Origin of the sequence: Streptosporangium sp. NPDC050855 (assembly GCF_044456585.1) — a bacterium.
Taxonomy (GTDB): domain Bacteria; phylum Actinomycetota; class Actinomycetes; order Streptosporangiales; family Streptosporangiaceae; genus Streptosporangium; species Streptosporangium longisporum.
This window is the reverse complement of the sequence record NZ_JBITFY010000001.1, coordinates 620879-639772: the sequence shown is the minus strand read 5'-3', so window position 1 is coordinate 639772 and position 18894 is coordinate 620879. Positions and strand designations below refer to the sequence as shown.

Sequence of the window (18894 nt, the reverse complement as noted above, 5' to 3'; positions counted from 1 at the left end):
CCCGGCGTTCCGGTCGCCGGCCGATGGTTCGACCGACGATCGACGCTGCCATGGCCGGTGTACCCGGTGACCGACCGAACTCAAACCAGGTCTTTGCTAACAATTGAATGAAGCGGCGCGCCGATCACGGCGGAGGGGGGTCCCCGAGCAGCGTGGAGAGCTCCGCGACCAGCCAGCGGGAATCCTTCTCGACCATGATGAAACGGGCCCGGTTGCGGCTGACCTGACGGCGGGGTTCCTCCTCGCCCTTGAGGGTCTTCACCGTACTGATGTTCATGAACAGGAGCACCTCCACGCGGCCCGAACGCCCCGAGGCCGACTCCACCCCGGCCCCGGTCACGGCGGCCTGCTGGACCGCCTTCTCGCGCCGCGCCTGTGCCGCCATGGTGCGGGACAGCTCCCGGTAGTGCAGGCTGAGCGCCCCGGTGGTGTACCCGCCCGCCCGGGCGAAATCCTGCTCGATCGTCCGGTGGTCGTAGGAGAGCATGTCGGCGGCGACCGCGCGGGCGGCTGCCAGCGCCTCCCGTGCCGCCTCCTCGTCGGCGCGGAGCCGGCTCAGGTCGGTGTGCATGATCCAGATCACCGCCGAGAGCGCGAGCGCGACGGCGGCCATGAGCCCGATCGCCAGCCGGGAGGCGCCCGTCACGGCACCGGCTCCACCTTGGACACCAGCCAGGCCGTACCGACCTTGGTCACCTCCATGTCCCAGCGGTGGAACCGCTCCTGCGGGACGTCCTCGCCCCCGTCCCTTCTGGTCAGCTCGTCCCCCACCACCATCACCCGGGCCGTGCCGCCCCTGAGCGAGACCAGGCCGGTGGCGCGCAGCGCGCCGGTGCGCAGCAGCCTGCCCGCGACCGTCGTCCTCTTCAGCTCCGCGGCGGCCCTGGCGTACTCGGCCCTGGCCGCGCCCGTGGAGGTGGCCAGGACGCGCCCGATGTCGGCGTCGACGGCGCGGTGACCGACCGAGAGCAGGTGCACGGCGTGCGTCCCCGCCGCCCGCATCGCGGCCTGCCTGTCGTCGGCCGCCGCCTGGGCGTCGCGCAGGTCCGTGCCGACCCAGAACGCCACGGCCAGCAGCACCGCGATCAGCGTCGCCAGCACCGGCCCGGCGAGCCTGCGCGGCCTGCGGGCACGGGCGCGGCGCAGGCGGCGGGAGCCTGGGGGACGGGCGGCGTGCGATGCCATGCGTTCTCTCCCCTCACGCGGTCTGCGGAACGCGGGCGGGTGAGCGCGGCTCCCCCGCCTCCAGGGACGGCATGCTCCCCGACCGCCGGATCATAACCCGCCACACCGGTACGTACAGCGGCCTTGGCGCACCCGCGGTGCCCGCCGCCGGCTCGGCAGCCGCCCCCGGTGTGGCGGAGACTCCACCGGCGCAAGCCCTCGATGGGATCAACGGTAACCGCGATCGCCCGGATTGGAAGGGGGTCCAACAGCTTCCGGAGATCGTCCCGGCTCCCACGAGACGGCCCGGGAACGCGAAAAGAGCGGGCCACCGGCACCTGGTGGACCCGCTCTTCCCGTGTGAAGCGAACGAACTACTTGACGGTGACCGTCGCGCCGGCACCCTCGAGGGCGGCCTTGGCCTTCTCGGCCTGCTCCTTGTTGACCTTGCCGTCGAAGACGGACTTGGGAGCGCCGTCGACGAGGTCCTTGGCCTCCTTCAGGCCCAGGCTGGTCAGGGCGCGGATCTCCTTGATGACCTGGATCTTCTTCTCGCCGGCGGCCTCGAGGACGACGTCGAACTCGTCCTGCTCCTCGACCTCTTCGGCGGCGGCGGCACCGGGGGCGGCCGCGGCGGCGACGGCGACCGGAGCGGCGGCCTTGACGTCGAAGGTCTCCTCGAAGACCTTCACGAAGTCGGACAGCTCAAGAAGAGTCATCTCCTTGAAAGCGTCGAGCAGCTCGTCGGTGCTGAGCTTCGCCATGATGGTTCCTCCATACGGATGTGACGTGCTGGGAAAGTTGGGACCGCGGTTGCGTTAATCCCCTGTGACCGCCTGCGCGGACCTACTCGCCGGCGCCTTCGCGCTTGGCGCGCAGGGCCTCGGCCAGCTGAGCCATGTTGGTGGGCAGCGCGTTGAAGACGGCGGCCGCGTGGCCCTGCTTCGCCTTCAGGGCACCGGCCAGCTTCGCGAGGAGAACCTCGCGCGACTCGAGGTCGGCAAGCTTGGTGATCTCGTCCGGCGTCATCGACCTGCCGTCGACCACACCGCCCTTGATGACCAGGAGGGGATTGGCCTTGGCGAATTCACGCAGACTCTTGGCAGCCTCGACCACGTCGCCGTTGACGAAAGCGATCGCCGACGGACCCGCGAGCAGGTCGTTGAGCTGGCTGAACCCGGCCTCGGAGGCCGCGATCTTGGTCAGCGTGTTCTTCACCACGGCGAACTTCGCATTCTCACCGAGAGAAACACGCAGCTGCTTGAGCTGGGCGACGGTGAGACCGCGGTATTCGGTCAGAACGGCAGCGCTGGAGCCGTCGAAGCTGCTCTTCAGCTCTGCGACAGCCGTTGCCTTTTCTGCCTTCGCCATGGGCCTCCTTCCAGATGTGCCGCCGGGGTAAAGGCCCTGGAAAAGAGAACAAGCCCCGGCGCAGGCGCACGGGGCTCACATGAGGAGGTTAGTCCAGATGAAAACTCACATCACACCTACGCGGGCCGTCCACTGAACGTGGATCCTTTAGGTCGGCAGGCCATGAGGCCCGACGACGACCGGCGGTCTTCGGCGTTGACAGCGTACGTCCTGTCGCCCCGGATGCCAAATCGATCCCGGCGGCGGGCCCGGCACGGCCACCGACGCGGGTACGCACGGGGGAACGCACACGCACGCGGAGACGGTCGCGGGGACGGTCACGGGGACGGGGACGGGGACGGCCACAGGGACGGCGACGGCCACAGGGACGGCGACGGGAGGGGCCCGCCGGGCGGCGCGGAGCGTACGGCGGCGCGGGACGCGCCCGCGCCCCCGGTCGTGGGACCGGGGGCGCGGGCGGAAGAGCGGGGGCGAGGGAGCGTCAGTTCCCGGCGCGCCCCTTGGGAAGGTCGTCCACCTGGTCGGCCGGCGGAGCGGTGATCTCCACGGGCTCGTTGAAACCCTTGAAGAGCGCCGTCAGGTTGAACGTCGCGTCCTTCTCGGAGCCGCTGAGCGTCACCTTGCGGGGCAGGCTCTGGGCGTCGGCCCACAGGTCGAACTTCACGTCCTTGGCGTGCGAGAGGCCCTCCTGGAGCTTCTCACGCTGTGCCGGGTCGACCAGCCGGGCGGCCTCGGCGACCGGGAACGTGCCGCTGTAGTGGGTCGTGTCGACCCCGCCGACCGTCTCGGTGCCGACCGCCTTGACGTCCTTGGACGCGGTCAGCAGCTTGACGGTGCCGGCCAGGTCGAACTGCCGGGCCTGGTCCATGAACTTCCTGATCTCGGCCTGTCCCTCGGCGTCGACCTGGCTGAGCGGCACCCTGACCCACGGCTTGGTGATGCCGCCGATCCGGTTCAGCATCTCGGACTTCACGTAGACGGTCTCGTCCGTCAGGATGGCCCGCGCACCGCCGGGCACGTTCTGCCCGCCGAAGTTGATCGTGTCGAGCCTGATGTCGGTCGCGAGCTCGGGCTGGCTCTGGTAGAGCATGCTGCCCTGGACCTTGCCCGAGCCCTCCTGGCCGCCGCCCTTGGTGTCGAGAACCACGTCCGCCGAGTACGAGGTGACCGCCTCGGCCTTCTGCGCGCTCTGCTGCACCGCGTCGGCCGCGGCGAGCTTGACGTTTCCGAGGGCCACGGTGTTCTGCTGTGCACCGCATCCCGCGACCGCGACGAGCGCGGCCGCTCCCAGTGCAAGTGCGGGAGCCATTCGGCGCATTTCGTCCTCACTCCTTCGTTTCCCCCGATGATCCTGACTTACGACACTACGCGTCGACTCGGCCGGGCGCGTCGTCCGGAGGAACGAAAGAGGGCCTCGACCGAATGGCCATTCGGTCGAGGCCCTCTGCGGAACGCGTCTGGTATCAGGCGTCGAGCTCGGCGGTCAGCGCCCGCGTCTGGTTGGGGTCGACCTGGATGCCGGGGCCCATGGACGTGGAGAAGACGACCTTCTTGACGTAACGCCCCTTGGCCGCGGACGGCTTGAGACGGAGCACCTCGTCGAGGGCGGCGGCGTAGTTCTCGATGAGCTGGCGCTCGCCGAAGGACACCTTGCCGATGATGAAGTGCAGGTTCGCGTGCCGGTCGACACGGAACTCGATCTTGCCGCCCTTGATGTCGGTGACGGCCTTGCCGACGGCCGGGGTCACGGTGCCGGTCTTGGGGTTCGGCATCAGGCCACGGGGGCCGAGCACGCGGCCGAGGCGGCCGACCTTGCCCATCAGGTCCGGCGTGGCGACGACGGCGTCGAAGTCGAGACGGCCCTTGGCCACCTCGTCGATCAGCTCGTCGGCACCGACGATGTCGGCGCCCGCGGCGCGGGCCTCCTCGGCACGGTCACCGGTCGCGAAGACCAGGACCCGGGCGGTCTTGCCGGTGCCGTGCGGGAGGTTGACGGTGCCGCGGACCATCTGGTCGGCCTTGCGGGGGTCCACACCCAGCCGCAGGGCCACCTCGACGGTGGCGTCGAACTTGGCGACGTTGGTCTCCTTGGCCAGCTTGGCCGCCTGGGCGGGGCTGTACAGGGTCTCGCGGTCGACCTGCGCCGTTGCGGCGCGGTATCCCTTGCTGCGCTTCATGTGATCACTCCTGTGAATCCGAGTGTCCGTGGTACGGGCCTGCGCGGGCCCCTCCACTCGACGTCGACGTGCGGTGTCATGGCGCGACCTGGGTCGCGATCGCCGCCGCCTGCTGGCCGACCCGCGGGGGTGTCCACCGCCACGAGGTCACCGCCGGGAACGTACGGCGGATGGTGCTAGTCGGCGATCGTGATGCCCATCGACCGCGCGGTGCCGGCGATGATCTTCTCCGCCGCCTCGACGTCGTTGGCGTTGAGGTCCTGCATCTTGGTCTCGGCGATCTGGCGCAGCTGCTCCCTGGTGAGCTTGCCCACCTTGTCCTTCTGCGGGATGGCCGAACCCTTCGCGACACCGGCGGCCTTCTTGATCAGCTCGGGCGCCGGGGGCGTCTTCGTGACGAAGGTGAAGCTGCGGTCCTCGAAGATGGTGATCTCGACGGGGATGATGTTGCCCCGCTGGGCCTCGGTGGCAGCGTTGTACTGCTTCACGAATTCCATGATGTTGACGCCGTGCGGACCGAGGGCGGTACCGACCGGCGGTGCGGGCGTGGCCTGGCCAGCGGGAAGCTGAACCTTGACCAGCGCTGCGACTTTCTTCTTGGGAGGCATGATTCTCTCCGGGTCCTTCTTCTCTGAGCGATGTTCCTGATCCCCGCGCACGCGAGGTCGGCCGCGACTGCGCCGTGAGCGGCGCGGCGGTCATGGAACCATCCCCGCGAACGCGGGGCAGACTGATGAAGTCTACGCGACCGGGTCAGATCTTCGAGACCTGGTTGAACGAGAGCTCGACCGGGGTCTCGCGGCCGAAGATCGACACGAGCACCTTGAGCTTCTGGGACTCGGCGCTGATCTCGCTGACCGTGGCGGGCAGCGTGGCGAACGGTCCGTCCATGACGGTGACGGACTCGCCGACCTCGAAGTCGACCGTCGCGGCCGAGGCCTTGGCGGTGGACTTCTTGACCTCTTCCGAGGGCTCGGGCGCGAGCAGCTTGGCGACCTCGTCCAGGCTCAGCGGGCTCGGCTTGTTGGACAGGCCCACGAAGCCGGTCACGCCGGGCGTGTTGCGCACCGCCGACCAGGACTCGTCGGTGAGCTCCATCCGGACCAGCACGTAGCCGGGGAGCACCCGCTCCTTGACCAGCTGGCGCTTGCCGCTCTTGATCTCGGTCACGTGGTGGGTGGGCACCTCGACCTGGAAGATGTAGTCCTCCATGTTGAGGGACTGCGTCCGGGTCTCGATGTTCGACTTCACCCGGTTCTCGTAGCCCGCGTAGGAGTGGATCACGTACCACTCGCCGAACAGGCCGCGCAGGTGCCGCTTGAAGTCCTCGACCGGGTCGACGTCGGGGAGGACGTCGCCGTCCTCGTCCACGCCGTCCACGCCGTCGTCCTCGCCGTCGGCGGCACCGGCCGTGGCCTGCCCGGCCTGCTCGATCTCCGCGTCGGCGTCGGACGTCTCGGCGTCGCCGCCGGACCCGGCCTCCGCGATCTCGGCGTCGGTCTCGGCGTCGACGGTCTGCCCGTCGGAATCGTCAAGCGAATCCCGGGTGACGTCGACGGCCTCCTCCGGCCCGTCCTCGCGCTCGTCGCGGGGCTGGCCGGCCGACTGTGCAGACTCGGACACGGTGCTCTATCTCTTTTCGTCGATGGTCGATGGCCGGCGGGGCGTCCTGGGACGCCTCGCCCGCGGGATGTCGCGGCTCAGGATCCGCCGAAGATTCTCAGCACACCCTCGGTGAAGAGCGCGTCCAACGCCGACACGATCCCGACCATGAGCAGAACGAATACCAGGACGACGATGGTGTAAGAGATCAGTTCTTTGCGCGTAGGCCAGATGACCTTACGCAGCTCGGCGACGACCTGCCGATAGAAGAGGGCGGGAGAAGTGCGCTTCGTCTTCTTCTCACCGCTCGGCTTGTCTGCGGTTTCGCCGCGCGTGTCGATCGCCACAGTCCTCACCTGAATCCTTCGAGTCCAACGCATAACAGCGGCGCGCTAGACGCCAGATGCGCGGACCGCTCCTCGCAGGGCACGAGGGACTCGAACCCCCAACCGCCGGTTTTGGAGACCGGTGCGCTACCAATTGCGCTAGTGCCCTAAGACATGAACCACCATACATCGGTTGGACCGAAGTTTGTCCGTGGCTCACGGTCTTGACCGCCGGTTCACGCATGCGGCGGAAAGACCATGCCGGAGTCTACGGGTGATTGGCCATCACGTCGAACCGGCGGATGAGAGCCCTGCTCAGGGGCTTTCCGGCCCGGGACGGCACCGCGGGGGCGGGCGCGGGCACGCCCGCGGGGTCCGGACGGAGGTGCGGACGGGGCCCGGACGAGGTCCGGATGGTGGATATCCGGCGGGATCGGCGGCACAGGTCTGTAACCATGGAGGCATGACCCGTCCTCGCATCTCAGCGCGTATCTCCGCGATCTCCGAGTCCGCCACGCTCGCCGTGGACGCCAAGGCCAAGGCGATGAAGGCGGCGGGCCGCCCGGTCATCGGCTTCGGTGCCGGCGAGCCGGACTTCGCGACGCCCGGCTACATCGTCGAGGCCGCCGCCGAGGCCTGCCGGAACCCGCGGTTCCACAAGTACACGCCGGCCGGGGGCCTTCCCGAGCTGAAGCAGGCCGTCGCCGACAAGACCCTCCGCGACTCCGGCTACCGGGTGGACGCGTCCCAGGTGCTGGTGACCAACGGCGGCAAGCAGGCCGTCTACGAGGCGTTCGCCACGCTGCTCGACCCGGGTGACGAGGTCCTGGTCGTCGCCCCGTACTGGACGACCTACCCCGAGGCGATCAAGCTCGCCGGGGGCGTGCAGGTCGACGTGGTGACCGACGAGACCACCGGCTACCTGGCGAGCGTGGAGCAGCTGGAGGCGGCCCGCACCGACCGCACCAAGGTCCTGCTGTTCGTCTCCCCCTCCAACCCGACCGGCGCCGTGTACAGCCCCGACGAGGTCGCGCGGATCGGCCGCTGGGCGGCCGAGCACGACCTGTGGGTCGTCACCGACGAGATCTACGAGCACCTCACGTACGGCGACGCGACGTTCGCGAGCATCGCCACGGTGGTCCCGGAGCTGGGCGACAGGGTCGTGATCCTGAACGGCGTCGCCAAGACCTACGCGATGACCGGCTGGCGGGTGGGCTGGCTGATCGGCCCCAAGGACGTCGTCAAGGCCGCGGCCAACCTGCAGTCGCACGCCACCTCCAACGTCTCCAACGTCGCCCAGATCGCCGCGTTGGCCGCGGTGAGCGGTGACCTGTCGGCGGTGGCCGAGATGCGCGAGGCCTTCGACCGGCGGCGCCGGGCCATGGTCCGGATGCTCAACGACATCCCGGGCGTGCTCTGTCCCGAGCCGCTGGGCGCGTTCTACGCCTACCCGTCGGTCAAGGGGCTGCTGGGCAGGGAGTTCGGCGGCAGGCGCCCGGCGACCTCCGCCGAGCTGGCCGAGATCATCCTGGAGGAGGCCGAGGTGGCGGTCGTCCCCGGCGAGGCCTTCGGCACCCCGGGCTACTTCCGGCTGTCGTACGCGCTCGGCGACGACGACCTCGCCGAGGGTGTGGGGCGCATCGCCAAGTTCCTCGGCCAGGCCGGCTGAGCTCAGTCCCGCAGGGCGTAGGCGACCGCGGCGTCGAGGTGGGCGGCCGAGCCCTCCTCGAAGGCCCGCGCGTAGGCGGCCTCACCGATCAGGGCCGCCGCGCGGGCCGCGGCGGCCGTGCGGAGCTCGAACACCGAGTCCACGCCCTGGCCGGGCAGCCCGAAGGTGATCCAGATCCGCCGGGCGGCGCCCAGCAGCCAGGCCGCGCGGAGGCCGTCGCCCGCGCCGACCGCGATCCTGGCGAGCTGGCCGATGGCCAGGACGCTGCCGACCGCGTCCCGCAGCCGCCACTTGGTCTCCAGCGCCGCCTTCGCCGCGGCGGCGGCCGCGGTGAGCTCTCCCCGGCTGAACAGCGCCAGCGACAGGACGTAGTCGCCCATGGCGCGCTGGCACAGCTCGCCGCGCGCCTCGCACCTGCGGCGCGTCTCGCGCAGGATCTCCACCGCCTCGTCGAGGTCGCCGCCGAAGACGGCGATCCCCGCGAGCAGCAGGGGGACCAGGAGCACGCCGGGCGACCCCGTACCGGCCCGCCGCAGCCCCGCGGCCCCGCGCAGCACGCGCTCCCGGGCGCCGGCCAGGTCACCGGCCAGCATGTCGGTCCCGGCCAGGCGGAGGTGGGCCTCGGCCTCGGCCTCGGCGTCGCCGTGGTGGCGGGCCGACTCCAGGCACTCCTCGGCCCTGGCGCGCGCCAGCGGCATGTCGCCCTGGACGAGCGCGAGGTGGGCGGCCACCCACAGCGGCCTGGACCTCACCCGGTCGGGGGCGGCGACCGCGGCCAGCGCGCGGTCCAGGTAGCGGCGGCCCTCGCGGACGAGGCCCAGGTGGCACCAGAGCACCCGCAGGGCCCCGGCCAGCTCCAGTGCCGTACGAGGGTCGCCGGAGGCCAGGCAGCGGTCGAGGGCGGCCCGGATGTCGCGCAGTTCCCCGTACGCCCAGTCGGCCCAGGCGATCTGGTCCGGGCCGGACCAGCGCGCGCTCATCCGCCGGGCGGCGGACAGGTAGTGGTCGCGGTGCCGGCGGATCGTCAGGTCCGTCTCGCCGAGCTCGTCGAGCCGGTCGCGGCCGTAGTCCCTGATGGTGTCGAGCAGCCGGTACCGGTCCCCCACCCGGGTGACGACGGACTTGGCCGCGAGCGCGTCGAGCACGGCGGGCACGTCGGGCAGGCGCCCGTCCTCGCAGACGCCTCGCGCCGCCTCCACGCCGAAGGTGCCGGCGAAGACCGACAGGCGGGCCCAGAGCAGGCGCTCGGCCGGGGTGCACAGCTCGTGGCTCCAGCCGGTGGTGGCGTGCAGCGTGTGGCGCAGGAGCAGTCCCACGCCGCCGGAGGGCGGCCCGAAGCGGTTCTCGAACCGGTCGGCGAGCTGGGTCGCCGAGAGCCCGCGCATGTGGCTGGCCGCCAGCTCGATGGCGAGCGGCATGCCGTCGAGCCTCCTGCAGAGCCTGGCGACGGCCATCAGGGCCCGCTCGTCGGTGCGCAGGCCCGGGGCGACGGCCGTGGCGCGGTCGAGGAAGAGGCTCATCGCGTCGTAGCCGGCGAGGTCGGCGGCCTCCGGCGGGGGCACCGGGAACGGCTCGACGGGCAGCACGAGCTCCGCCGGCAGGCCGAGCTCCTGGCGGCTGGTCACCATGATCCGGATGCCGGGCGCGCCGTCCAGCAGGGCCGTGACCACGGCGGCGCAGGGTCCGACGAGGTGTTCGCAGGCGTCGAGCACGAGCAGGAGGCGCCGGGGCGAGAGGAAGTCGACGAGGCAGTCCAGGATCGGGCGCCCGCTGGTCTCGTACAGGCCGAAGGCGCCGGCGACGACGCCCGCGAGCAGGTCCCCGTCGGTCTCGGCGGAGAGCTCGGCCACCCAGACCCCGTCGGGGTGGCCGTCCTGCAGGACGCGCGCGGCCTGCAGGGCCAGGCGCGTCTTGCCGACCCCGCCGGCCCCGTGCAGGGTGAGCAGGCGGGTGCGGGCGAGCAGTTCCGCGATCTCGCCGAGTTCGGCCGCGCGGCCGACGAAGCTGTTCATCTCGATCGGCAGGTTGCCGCGCCGCGTCAAGAAGACTCTCCCCGCAGCGCGTGGTCCACGGCGTCCCGCAGGCTGATCGAACCTCCCTGTTCCAGCAGCCGTTCGAACTTCGTCCTGCCCAGGCGCCCGCGCAGCCGCAGCTCCGCGGTGCGGAGCAGGTTCGCGATCATGGGGGATCGGCTGGGCGGGACCTCGGCCTCACGCCACGCGGCCCCCGAGGCCCCGAACAGGGTGGCGGCGAGGACGTCGTCGCCGCACGACTCGGCGATCACGACGAACACCTCCAGTGCCTCCATGAGCGAGACCGTGTCCCCGAACAGGCGGGCCCCGCGCAGCGAGTCGCGGGCGGAGGCGGCCGCGGAGGCGGTGTTCCCCAGGAGGTGTTCCGCCTGACCCAGCAGGAGGTCCAGGCGGATGAGGGTCCAGTAGTCGCCGCAGGAGTCGCAGAGCTCGCGTCCCTCGCGCAGCACGGACACGGCCTGGTCGTGGCGGCCGGTGAGCATCATGGCGGTGGCGACCACCGTGTAGGTGGGCAGGAAGCCGGGGAAGACGTTGCCGGTGGAGCGGTGCCGTACCCGGGCGTGCTTGATGAGCCGCAGCGCCTCGCCCACGTCGCCCCTGACGACGGCCAGGTGGGCCTGGAACTGGCTGACGTAGGCGGTGGCGTAGCCGTCGGCGTCCTGGGCGGCGCATTCGGCCAGGGTCCGCTCGGCGCGTTCCAGGTCGCCGCGCTGGATCGAGACCCAGGCGTGCACCCACAGGGCCTTGACCCGCTCGGGGCCCGCGGCGTGCTCCAGGTCCAGGCCCCGCTGGAGGAGGTCGTCGCCGGGCGCCTGCATGCCGCAGCAGGCCCACAGGAACCACAGGTTGCCGACCAGGTCCAGGCCCCTGCGGTACTCCTCGGGCCTGGAGTAGCAGTACTCGATGGCGCCGCGCATGTTGCCGCACTCGAGGACCAGCCTGCGGTACCACTCCAGCTGGCGGCCCTGCCAGCTCATCTCGGCGCGGGCGGACAGGGCGAGGTAGTGGTCGCGGTGCCGGCGCCGGATCTCCTCGGTCTCGCCGAGCCGGTCCAGCCAGACGGCGCCGAAGTCGCGGACGGTGTTCAGCAGGCGGTAGCGGACCCCGCCCTCGCCCTCCTCGCGAACCAGGACGGACTTGTCGAGCAGGCCGAGCAGCCCGTCGAGGACGTCGGCGGAGGCGAGGGCGTCGTCGGCGCAGACCCCCTCGGCCGCCTCCAGGTCGAAGGTGCCGGCGAAGACCGAGGCCCGCGCCCAGAGCAGGCGCTCGGCCGGGGTGCAGAGCTCGTGGCTCCAGCCGAGGGCGACGCGCATGGAGGTGTGCCGGTGGACGGTGCCGTCCGTCCGCGTGCCGGTCACGGCGAGCCGGATGGCCAGCGGCAGGTTGTCCAGGCTGCCGCAGAACCGGGCCGGGTCCGCGTCGGCACCGTCAGGGCCGCCTGGGCCGCCGGGGCCGTCGGGGCCGCAGAGGCCGCCGGTGTCGTCGAGGCCGCCGGGGTCGGGGCGGCCGGGGCCCAGGGCGGTCAGCAGCCGGACGGCGTCCGCCTCGCGGAGCCCGCCGACCGGGTAGAGGTGCTCGCCGGGCAGGCCCAGCCGCTGCCTGCTGGTGGTCAGGACGCGCAGTTCCTCGACGGAGCGCAGCAGCAGGCCGACCAGGATGCCCGCGGCGCCGACCACGCGGTCGCAGGTGTCGAGGATCAGCAGGCTCCGGCGCTCGGCGAGCCCGTCGGCCAGGGCGCGCAGCGCCGGGGTCCGTGGCCGCCGCGGGGCGCCGATCGCGTCGGCGAGCGTCCCGGCCAGGGAGTCCAGGTCCGCGGGCGCCTCGGCCAGCTCCACGAGGTGCACCCCGCCGGGGAACGCCGGCGCGAGGGTGCGGGCCAGCCGCAGGGCCAGGGCGGTCTTCCCGGCTCCGGCGGGACCGGTCAGCGTGACGTGCCGGACCCTCTCCAGCAGGGCGGACACGTCGGCGAGTTCGGTCTCCCTGCCGACGAAGACGTCCGCTTCCATGGCAGCCCCACCGTCTTCCTGACAACGTGTGGCTCTACGGTCGCACGGGGGCGCGCTCGACTGAAAGCCCGTTTCCCAGATTTCCTTGATATATGGCGGAATGAGATATGGACGGACGCCGCCGAAAACCGGTGACGTCCGTCCGAAATAACACCTTTGAGGTGAAAATGTAATTATCGAAGCGCGGGGGAAAGGGCGAGAGGGATCGACCGCCGATCCGGTCTCACTTCGCGGCCTCCACCCCTTCGGCGATCTTCCTCATCTCGGCCTCGGCCCGGTCGCCGAACCCACCGGCGTAGCCGGGGCTCATCATGACCTCGACGGCCACGTCCCGGTTCTCGGTCCACACGAGCGTGAGGGTGCCGTTCTCGTCGATCCGGGAGGCGGCCTCGCCCGCCCGGACGAGGTAAGCGGTGCGCCCGTCGATCGTGATCGGCTCGGCGCCCTGCCGTTCGTACCCCCTCATCCGCTTCTTCAGCTGTGCGACGGCTCCATCCCGGTAGACCACGGCCTGGACGTCGTACTCTCCCTCGGGCAGGCCCGGCCGCTGCCACGTCGTGGTGTAGCTCGTGGTGCCGAAGCCATTCTTTCCCGACCACTTCCCCCATTCCAGGCCGTCGGGCAGGTAGCCGAACCTGACGCCGCCGAACGCGCGGCCGTCCCCGAGGTCACCGAGGTCCTGCGGCATCGTCGTCTTCTCCTCGGGGCCGTCGGCCGTCGAGGACGGGCCGGGCCGGGCCGGGTCGATCGCCACCAGCCTGACCGCGGACCCGCGGGGGACGCTCTCCCCGATCTCGGGGGTCTGCTCGACCACCAGGCCCGCCTCGCCGGTCTCTCCCTCGACGCTCGCCGTCAGGCCCGCCGCCTCCAGGACCGCCCTGGCCTCGGCCACGGTCATCTTGATCGCGCGCGGCACCTCGACCGGCGGGGCGATCCCGGCCCTGGCCTCGGACTCCGTCCCGGCCGGACCGGCCACCGTGGCCCGCGGCCCCTCGGTCAGCGCCAGGTACGAGGGCACGGCCCCGGCGACCGCGACCGTGACCAGGGCGGCCCCGGCCGTGCGGACCCGGACCCGCCTGCCGCGGTGCCGGCGGCGGATCCTCGTGCCCATCAGGGAGGAGGCCCGCACATCGGCCACGTGCTCCCCCATCGCCTCGGACAGTTCCTGTTCCAGCGTCATCCCCGTACCCCTTCCAAGGTGCCCATCCGCTCGCGGATCCTGGCCAGCCCCCGTGCGGCCTGGCTCTTCACGGTCCCCGCCGAGCAGCCCATCAACGTGGCGGTCTCGTTCTCCGACAGGTCCTCCCAGTAGCGCAGCACCAGCACCGCCCGCATCCGCGCGGGCAGCCTGCGCAGCTCGGCCAGGAGCGCGTCGCGCAGGTCCACGTCCGGCGCGTCCACCGCGGTCTCCGGGGGACGGGCAAAGGTGATCTCCTGGATCACCCTGCGGCGCCGGGAGACGTTGATCGCGGCGTTCACCACGACCCTGCGGGCGTAGGACTCGGGATTGTCGTGCCGGATCCGGCTCCAGTGCCGGTAGACCTTCTCCAGCGCGTTCTGCACCAGGTCCTCGGCGTCGTGCGGCGACGCGCCGCAGACCAGGATCGCGGTACGCAGCAGCGCCGTACTCCGTGCGGCCAGGAACTCGTCGAAGGCCGCCTCGTCTTCTTCCGTCATCGAGGTCCCCTTTCGCCCTCCCCAACGTATGGAGACCCCGTCAGGTTGAGACCAAGAAACATCGCGACCACCCCGGGTACGGCACCATGTTGAAATGCCACGTCCCCTCAGCGAACTGCCCAAGGCTCACCTGCACCTGCACTTCACCGGCTCCATGCGGCACTCGACGCTCGTCGAGCTCGCCCTCGAGCACGGCTCACACCTTCCCGACGCCCTGAAGGAGGACTGGCCGCCGCAGCTGCGGGCGACCGACGAACGGGGCTGGTTCCGCTTCCAGCGGCTGTACGACATCGCGCGCTCGGTGCTGCAGCGCGAGAGCGACGTCTACCGCCTGCTGCGCGAGGCGGCCGAGGACGAGGCGGCCGAGGGGTCGGGCTGGCTGGAGATCCAGATCGACCCGTCCGGGTACGCCTCGACGTTCGGCGGCCTCACCTCGGCCATGGAGCTGATGCTCGACGCGACGCGCAGGGCCGCCGACCACGCCGGGATAGGGATCGCGGTGGTGGTGGCCGCCAACCGCACCCGCCATCCCCTGGACGCCAAGACGCTCGCCCGTCTGGCCACGCGCTACATGGACCAGGGCGTGATCGGGTTCGGGCTCTCCAACGACGAGCGGCGCGGCCGGGCCCGCGACTTCGACGGGGCCTTCCGGCTCGCCAAGCGGGCCGGGCTGCTGGCCGTGCCGCACGGCGGGGAACTGCTGGGGGCCGCCAGCGTGGCCGAGTGCGTGGACGTGCTGGAGGCCGACCGGGTCGGCCACGGGGTACGCGCGGCCGAGTCGCCGTGGCTCATGGAGCGCCTGGCCGGGCGGGGGATCGCCTGCGAGGTCTGCCCGACGTCCAACGTCGGCCTCGGGGTGGTCGAGCGGGCCGAGGACGTGCCGCTGCGGCGCCTGTTCGAGGCGGGGGTGCCGATCGCGCTGGGCGCCGACGACCCGTTGCTCTTCGGTGCCCGGCTGCTGCCCCAGTACGAGCTGGCCAGGCAGGTGTACGGCTTCTCCGATCCGGAGCTGGCCGAGCTGGCCCGCCAGTCGATCCGGGTCTCGGCGGCCCCGGAGGAGGTGCGCAAGAGGCTCTTCCAGGGCATCGACGACTGGCTGGCGTCGGACGCCGGGCGGGACGACGACCGGCCGACGTCGGACGCCGAGCGGATCGGCGACCGGCCGGCGTCGCAGGGGTGAGCGGGACGACCGGCCGGCGTCGGACGGCCGGGCGGGGCGACCGGACCGGCCCTCACCGCAGGGCGTAGGCGACCGCCGCGTCCGGCTCGTCCCCGTAGCCCTCGGCGAAGAGCGCCTCGTAGGTCTCGTCGCCGAGCAGCTGCCTGGCGGTCCGCTGGGCGACGGTCCTCGGCTCGGACATGCCCTCGGAGCCGAGGTCGCGGAGCCCGAAGGTCGCCCCGAGCCGTACCCCCGCCCCCTGGAGCCTGGCGGTGCGGCGGCCGTCGCCCTGGACCGCGGCGATCACCGCGAGCTGGTCGACGGCCAGCGCCACCCCGATGGCGTCGCGCAGGCGCCACTTGGCGTCGAGCGACTGCCGGGCGGCCTCCGCCGCCTCGGCCGGCCGGCCGAGGCCGAGCAGGGCGATGGACAGCACGTAGTCCCCGCAGGCGCGGACCCAGCGTTCGCCGCGCGCGTCGCAGAGCCGCTGCACCTCCTGCAGCACCGAGACGGCCCGGCCGAACTCGCCGCGCCAGGTGACGGCCATCGCCGCCGTCACCAGCGCGAGCGGCTCGCCGACCGTGGCGGTCCCGGCCCTGCGGAAGTACTCGCGCACGCGCTCGACGCGGGGCTCGACCTCGTCCAGGGCGCCGGTGAGCAGCGACCGGCTGGCCAGCCCGAGCTGAGCGTGCCCGGCCGCCGCGTGGTCCCCCCGGTCGAGCGCCGCGGACAGGGCGGCCTCGGCCCGGCAGCGGCCCTGCTCCAGCTCGCCCCGGGCGATGGCCACGCAGCCGTCCGCCCACAGCAGCCGGGGCAGTCCGGGATCCGTCACCGGGGCCGTCTCGATGGCCCGGCCCATGTGGTAGCGGCCCTCGTCCAGCCGTCCCAGGCAGAACCAGAGGATCCAGAGCGTGCCGGCCAGCTCGACGCGGACCGGGGAGGTCGCGTCGAGGGCGGCGCGCAGGTCGGCCATGGAGAAGGTCAGCCTGGCCGCCCACTCCTCCTGCCCGGGTCCGTACCAGCCGGCCTCGGCCCGGCGCGCCAGGTCCAGGTAGTGGTAGCGGTGCCGGCGCGTCGTCGTCGCCTCGTCGCCGCGCAGGGCGAGCCGCTCGCCGCCGTACTCCCTGACCGCGACCGGCTGCCGGTAGCCACCGGGGATCCGGTCCAGCAGGAACCGCGCGGCCAGCCGCTCCAGCAGCTCCGGCACGTCGTACAGGTCCCCGCCGCCGCAGATCCACTCGGCGTCGGCCGCCGTGAAGCCCCCCGCGAAGACCGAGAGCCCGGCCCAGAGCGATCGCTCCCTGCGGGTGCAGAGGTCGTGGGCCACGTCGAGCGCGGCGCGCACGGCCCGGTCGCAGGTGTCCGGGTCGCGCACGGGCTCGTCGAGGACGGTCCCGGCGAGGGCGGCCCCACCGGGAAGGGCCCGCGGGCGCACGGCCGGGGCGCCCCTGCCGGACGGCGCGCGCAGGCGGCTCTCCACCAGGTCCGCGAGCCGTCCGGGGGACACCGTGCGGAGCCCTCCGGCCGCCAGTTCGACGGCGAGCGGGACGCCGTGCAGCAGGCGGCAGATCCTGAGCCCCGCCTCCACCGTCGTCCCCGCCTCCGCCGTCATCCTCGCGGTCGTGCCCGTCTCCGCGGGCGTCCCCGCCGTCGCCCGCGCCTCCGCGGTCGCGCCCGTCTCCGCGGGCGTCCCGGTTCCCGTCCGTGCCGGGCCGGTCCCGGCCGGTTCCGCCCTCGGCACGGCGGCGGCGCGGTCGAGGAAGAAACGGAGCGCGTCGCCGCCCGCCGGCCCCTCCCACGAGGAGCGTCCCTGCGTCCAGGGACGCACCGCCGGGCCGGTGCGGTCGTCCTGCGGGCCGGGCACGTCGAAGGGGTCGACGTGCAGCAGCGCCTCCCGCGAGAGTCCCAGCGGGCGGCGGGAGGTCACGACGATCCGCACGTCCGGAGCGGCCGCCCCGATCGCGGTGACGAGCTCCCGGCAGGCCGGCAGGATGTGCTCGCACCCGTCCAGGAGCAGCAGGAGCCTCCTGCCCGCGAGGAACCCGGCCAGCGCCTCGGTCTGCGGCCGCGCGGACCGCTCGGGAAGGCCGAGCACGGCCGCGACCGTGTCGGCGAGCAGGTCGCCGTTGCGCTCACCGGACAGCTCCACCAGCCAGGCGCCGTCCGGATGGCGGCCGTGCCGCTCCCGCGCGGCCCTGACCGCGATCCGGGACTTGCCGACGCCTACGGCACCGGTGACCGTGGTCAGCGGCGTGCCGGCCACGAGCTTCAGCAACCGCCGCACCTCGCTCTCCCGGCCGATGAGGGGATCCGTCTCCGCGGGGAGGTTCCCACGCCACCACTGGACCTGTTCCATGGGTTCGCGCTCCTTTTTCACTTACCGGGAATCGCACTCCTCCCACATCACGAACCGGCGGGGTCATCGTTTTCCAGGGGGGTTTCCTTGCCCTGCGGTGCACATCTCACCGCCGCATCCGGGCCGGACTTCTCCCGTACGGAGGAAAGGGCGAGAATGCAGGTGCTTTATCGGTGATTCGGCGGAGCCGGTAACCAGGGGCGGGGCCCCGGCCGCGGCGGGGCGCGGACGGCCGGGTCCGGCATCGATCGTCGGGAGGCCGCGGTGCGGGCGGGGCCACTAGACTCTGGCTGTCCCTGATCCGCGGTTCGCGCCGCGGCCTTCCCCGAACGAGCTGGACGGAACCGCATGTCTGGGTATGACCGCGTAGTGCAACCCGCGGCCGGTGACGAGGCCCTGGAGAACCACCTCGGTGGGGACGAGGCCAAGAACTACCGGCAGTACGAGTTCGACATGGTCGCCCCGCACGTGGGCCGTTCCATGCTGGAGATCGGCTCCGGCCTGGGCCATTTCGCCGAGCAGTTCCTGCCCCGCCTGGACCGGCTGGTGGTCAGCGACTTCGACCCCTACTGCGTGGAGCAGCTGAACAAGCGCTTCGAGGGCCGCGACGACATCGACGTGCTGCAGTTCGGCCTGCCGACCGAGATCCCGATCGGCGAGAAGGTCGACACCGTCGTGCTGATGAACGTCCTGGAGCACATCGAGGAGGACGTCGAGGCCCTGCGGTCGCTGGCCGACGTCACCCTCCCGGGCGGCCGGATCATCATCTGGGTGCCGGGCTACATGCAGCTGTACGGGGACTTCGACCGCAAGGTCGGCCACGTCACCCGCTACACCCCCGCCACCCTGCGCAGCACGGTCTCCAAGGCGGGCCTGGACATCGACGTGCTCAAGCCGATCAACTTCCTGGGCGGCATCGCCTGGTGGGCCGCGGTGCGGCGCGGTGGCGTCGGCTACCCCGACCCCCGCCTGGTCAAGATCTACGACCGTACGGTGGTGCCGCTGACCCGGCTCATCGAGCGCTTCGTCCGCCCGCCGTTCGGGCAGACCGTCTTCTGCGTCGCCCGCGTCCCCAAGAAGTGACGCGCCTGTCGCGGTGACCCGCGCGCCGGCACCTCGCGCGCGTCAGCGGCCCGCGCGATGGAACCGCCCCGCGGCTGGAACCGCCTCGCGCGCCGCCGCCGGAAAACGTCTTGCACGTCCCGGCGGCGGCGGCGTAACCTCGTTCACATGTGGATCAACTCCTAGAGCCGGCGTCGATCAGCCATCGCTGATCCGCCCGCACTCAGCCGTCAGGCCCGTCCGTTCCGACGCGGCAGCTGAGTCTCGACCGGGATCTCACCGCGTCGCCACA

The 18894-nt window shown here is 72.1% G+C and carries 18 protein-coding genes and 1 tRNA gene; 4 read left to right on the top strand and 15 right to left on the bottom strand.

Translation table 11 applies throughout. The features are described 5' to 3' along the window. Positions 1-124: 124 nt before the first annotated feature. From ACIBCT_RS03030 to rplJ, 4 genes are all read right to left on the bottom strand, one after another. Positions 125-646 carry a hypothetical protein gene (locus ACIBCT_RS03030; protein WP_399185732.1) on the bottom strand — a complete coding sequence of 174 codons (522 nt, stop codon included), beginning with the start codon at positions 644-646 and terminating at the stop codon, positions 125-127. Then, positions 643-1185, bottom strand: a complete 543-nt coding sequence (locus ACIBCT_RS03025) for a hypothetical protein (RefSeq protein WP_399185731.1) — start codon at positions 1183-1185, stop codon at positions 643-645. Before ACIBCT_RS03025 ends, ACIBCT_RS03030 begins: the two co-directional genes overlap by 4 nt. Before the next feature lie 353 nt (positions 1186-1538). Next, on the bottom strand, positions 1539-1928 hold the full coding sequence (gene rplL / locus ACIBCT_RS03020; protein ID WP_344890067.1) for a 50S ribosomal protein L7/L12: 390 nt from the start codon (positions 1926-1928) through the stop codon (positions 1539-1541). An 82-nt stretch (positions 1929-2010) separates the two neighbouring features. Further along, the gene (gene rplJ, locus ACIBCT_RS03015) at positions 2011-2535 is read right to left on the bottom strand and encodes a 50S ribosomal protein L10 (protein WP_399185730.1); all 525 of its coding nucleotides are present in this window, start codon (positions 2533-2535) and stop codon (positions 2011-2013) included. A 162-nt stretch (positions 2536-2697) separates the two neighbouring features. Here rplJ and ACIBCT_RS03010 point away from each other — a divergent pair, with 162 nt between their 5' ends. Further along, positions 2698-3075: a hypothetical protein gene (locus tag ACIBCT_RS03010; protein WP_399185729.1), complete on the top strand. Its 378-nt coding sequence runs from the start codon at positions 2698-2700 to the stop codon at positions 3073-3075. Here the strand turns inward: ACIBCT_RS03010 and ACIBCT_RS03005 are convergent. From ACIBCT_RS03005 to ACIBCT_RS02980, 6 genes are all read right to left on the bottom strand, one after another. Continuing rightward, on the bottom strand, positions 3017-3844 hold the full coding sequence (locus ACIBCT_RS03005) for a DUF1396 domain-containing protein (RefSeq protein WP_399185728.1): 828 nt from the start codon (positions 3842-3844) through the stop codon (positions 3017-3019). The two genes, ACIBCT_RS03010 and ACIBCT_RS03005, sit on opposite strands and share 59 nt — an antisense overlap. Positions 3845-3998: 154 nt before the next feature. Then, entirely contained in the window at positions 3999-4712 is a 714-nt protein-coding gene (rplA, locus tag ACIBCT_RS03000; protein WP_362808622.1) for a 50S ribosomal protein L1, read from the bottom strand. 176 nt (positions 4713-4888) lie between these two features. After that, positions 4889-5320, bottom strand: coding sequence for a 50S ribosomal protein L11 (rplK, locus tag ACIBCT_RS02995; RefSeq protein WP_399185727.1), 432 nt, complete (start codon positions 5318-5320; stop codon positions 4889-4891). Between the two features lie 145 nt (positions 5321-5465). After that, positions 5466-6335, bottom strand: a complete 870-nt coding sequence (gene nusG, locus ACIBCT_RS02990) for a transcription termination/antitermination protein NusG (RefSeq protein WP_399185726.1) — start codon at positions 6333-6335, stop codon at positions 5466-5468. A 77-nt stretch (positions 6336-6412) separates the two neighbouring features. After that, positions 6413-6661: a preprotein translocase subunit SecE gene (gene secE / locus ACIBCT_RS02985; protein WP_399185725.1), complete on the bottom strand. Its 249-nt coding sequence runs from the start codon at positions 6659-6661 to the stop codon at positions 6413-6415. A 75-nt stretch (positions 6662-6736) separates the two neighbouring features. Further along, a tRNA-Trp gene (locus ACIBCT_RS02980) sits at positions 6737-6809 on the bottom strand. 294 nt (positions 6810-7103) lie between these two features. Here ACIBCT_RS02980 and ACIBCT_RS02975 point away from each other — a divergent pair. Continuing rightward, positions 7104-8309 (top strand): pyridoxal phosphate-dependent aminotransferase, encoded by a 1206-nt coding sequence (locus ACIBCT_RS02975; RefSeq protein ID WP_399185724.1) that lies wholly within the window; start codon positions 7104-7106, stop codon positions 8307-8309. A 2-nt stretch (positions 8310-8311) separates the two neighbouring features. On the opposite strand, the gene ACIBCT_RS02970 is transcribed toward ACIBCT_RS02975, so the two are convergent. The 4 genes from ACIBCT_RS02970 to ACIBCT_RS02955 form a co-directional block, all read right to left on the bottom strand. Continuing rightward, on the bottom strand, positions 8312-10351 hold the full coding sequence (locus tag ACIBCT_RS02970) for an ATP-binding protein (RefSeq protein ID WP_399185723.1): 2040 nt from the start codon (positions 10349-10351) through the stop codon (positions 8312-8314). Further along, positions 10348-12348 carry an ATP-binding protein gene (locus ACIBCT_RS02965; protein WP_399185722.1) on the bottom strand — a complete coding sequence of 667 codons (2001 nt, stop codon included), beginning with the start codon at positions 12346-12348 and terminating at the stop codon, positions 10348-10350. The genes ACIBCT_RS02970 and ACIBCT_RS02965 overlap by 4 nt, the downstream gene beginning before the upstream one ends. Before the next feature lie 223 nt (positions 12349-12571). Beyond that, positions 12572-13528: a PASTA domain-containing protein gene (locus ACIBCT_RS02960; RefSeq protein ID WP_399185721.1), complete on the bottom strand. Its 957-nt coding sequence runs from the start codon at positions 13526-13528 to the stop codon at positions 12572-12574. Then, a complete protein-coding gene (locus tag ACIBCT_RS02955; protein ID WP_399185720.1) occupies positions 13525-14025 on the bottom strand; it encodes a SigE family RNA polymerase sigma factor in 501 nt (166 codons plus the stop codon). The genes ACIBCT_RS02960 and ACIBCT_RS02955 overlap by 4 nt, the downstream gene beginning before the upstream one ends. Before the next feature lie 94 nt (positions 14026-14119). Between ACIBCT_RS02955 and ACIBCT_RS02950 the strand changes: the two genes are divergently transcribed. Next, a complete protein-coding gene (locus tag ACIBCT_RS02950) occupies positions 14120-15205 on the top strand; it encodes an adenosine deaminase (protein ID WP_399185719.1) in 1086 nt (361 codons plus the stop codon). Between the two features lie 52 nt (positions 15206-15257). Here ACIBCT_RS02950 and ACIBCT_RS02945 read toward each other — a convergent pair whose 3' ends face one another. Next, a complete protein-coding gene (locus ACIBCT_RS02945; RefSeq protein WP_399185718.1) occupies positions 15258-17540 on the bottom strand; it encodes an ATP-binding protein in 2283 nt (760 codons plus the stop codon). 369 nt (positions 17541-17909) lie between these two features. On the opposite strand from ACIBCT_RS02945, the gene ACIBCT_RS02940 reads away from it, so the two are divergent. Beyond that, entirely contained in the window at positions 17910-18623 is a 714-nt protein-coding gene (locus ACIBCT_RS02940) for a class I SAM-dependent methyltransferase (RefSeq protein WP_344890109.1), read from the top strand. Positions 18624-18894 lie beyond the last annotated feature (271 nt).

What these genes read in the sequence shown, in the direction of transcription:
- ACIBCT_RS03025 (WP_399185731.1), bottom strand. Translation starts at nt 1,185, where the DNA reads ATGGCATCGCACGCCGCCCGTCCCCCAGGCTCCCGCCGCCTGCGCCGC.
- rplL (WP_344890067.1), bottom strand. Translation starts at nt 1,928, where the DNA reads ATGGCGAAGCTCAGCACCGACGAGCTGCTCGACGCTTTCAAGGAGATG.
- rplJ (WP_399185730.1), bottom strand. Translation starts at nt 2,535, where the DNA reads ATGGCGAAGGCAGAAAAGGCAACGGCTGTCGCAGAGCTGAAGAGCAGC.
- ACIBCT_RS03010 (WP_399185729.1), top strand. Translation starts at nt 2,698, where the DNA reads ATGAGGCCCGACGACGACCGGCGGTCTTCGGCGTTGACAGCGTACGTC.
- ACIBCT_RS03005 (WP_399185728.1), bottom strand. Translation starts at nt 3,844, where the DNA reads ATGGCTCCCGCACTTGCACTGGGAGCGGCCGCGCTCGTCGCGGTCGCG.
- rplA (WP_362808622.1), bottom strand. Translation starts at nt 4,712, where the DNA reads ATGAAGCGCAGCAAGGGATACCGCGCCGCAACGGCGCAGGTCGACCGC.
- rplK (WP_399185727.1), bottom strand. Translation starts at nt 5,320, where the DNA reads ATGCCTCCCAAGAAGAAAGTCGCAGCGCTGGTCAAGGTTCAGCTTCCC.
- ACIBCT_RS02975 (WP_399185724.1), top strand. Translation starts at nt 7,104, where the DNA reads ATGACCCGTCCTCGCATCTCAGCGCGTATCTCCGCGATCTCCGAGTCC.
- ACIBCT_RS02965 (WP_399185722.1), bottom strand. Translation starts at nt 12,348, where the DNA reads ATGGAAGCGGACGTCTTCGTCGGCAGGGAGACCGAACTCGCCGACGTG.
- ACIBCT_RS02960 (WP_399185721.1), bottom strand. Translation starts at nt 13,528, where the DNA reads ATGACGCTGGAACAGGAACTGTCCGAGGCGATGGGGGAGCACGTGGCC.
- ACIBCT_RS02955 (WP_399185720.1), bottom strand. Translation starts at nt 14,025, where the DNA reads ATGACGGAAGAAGACGAGGCGGCCTTCGACGAGTTCCTGGCCGCACGG.
- ACIBCT_RS02950 (WP_399185719.1), top strand. Translation starts at nt 14,120, where the DNA reads ATGCCACGTCCCCTCAGCGAACTGCCCAAGGCTCACCTGCACCTGCAC.
- ACIBCT_RS02945 (WP_399185718.1), bottom strand. Translation starts at nt 17,540, where the DNA reads ATGGAACAGGTCCAGTGGTGGCGTGGGAACCTCCCCGCGGAGACGGAT.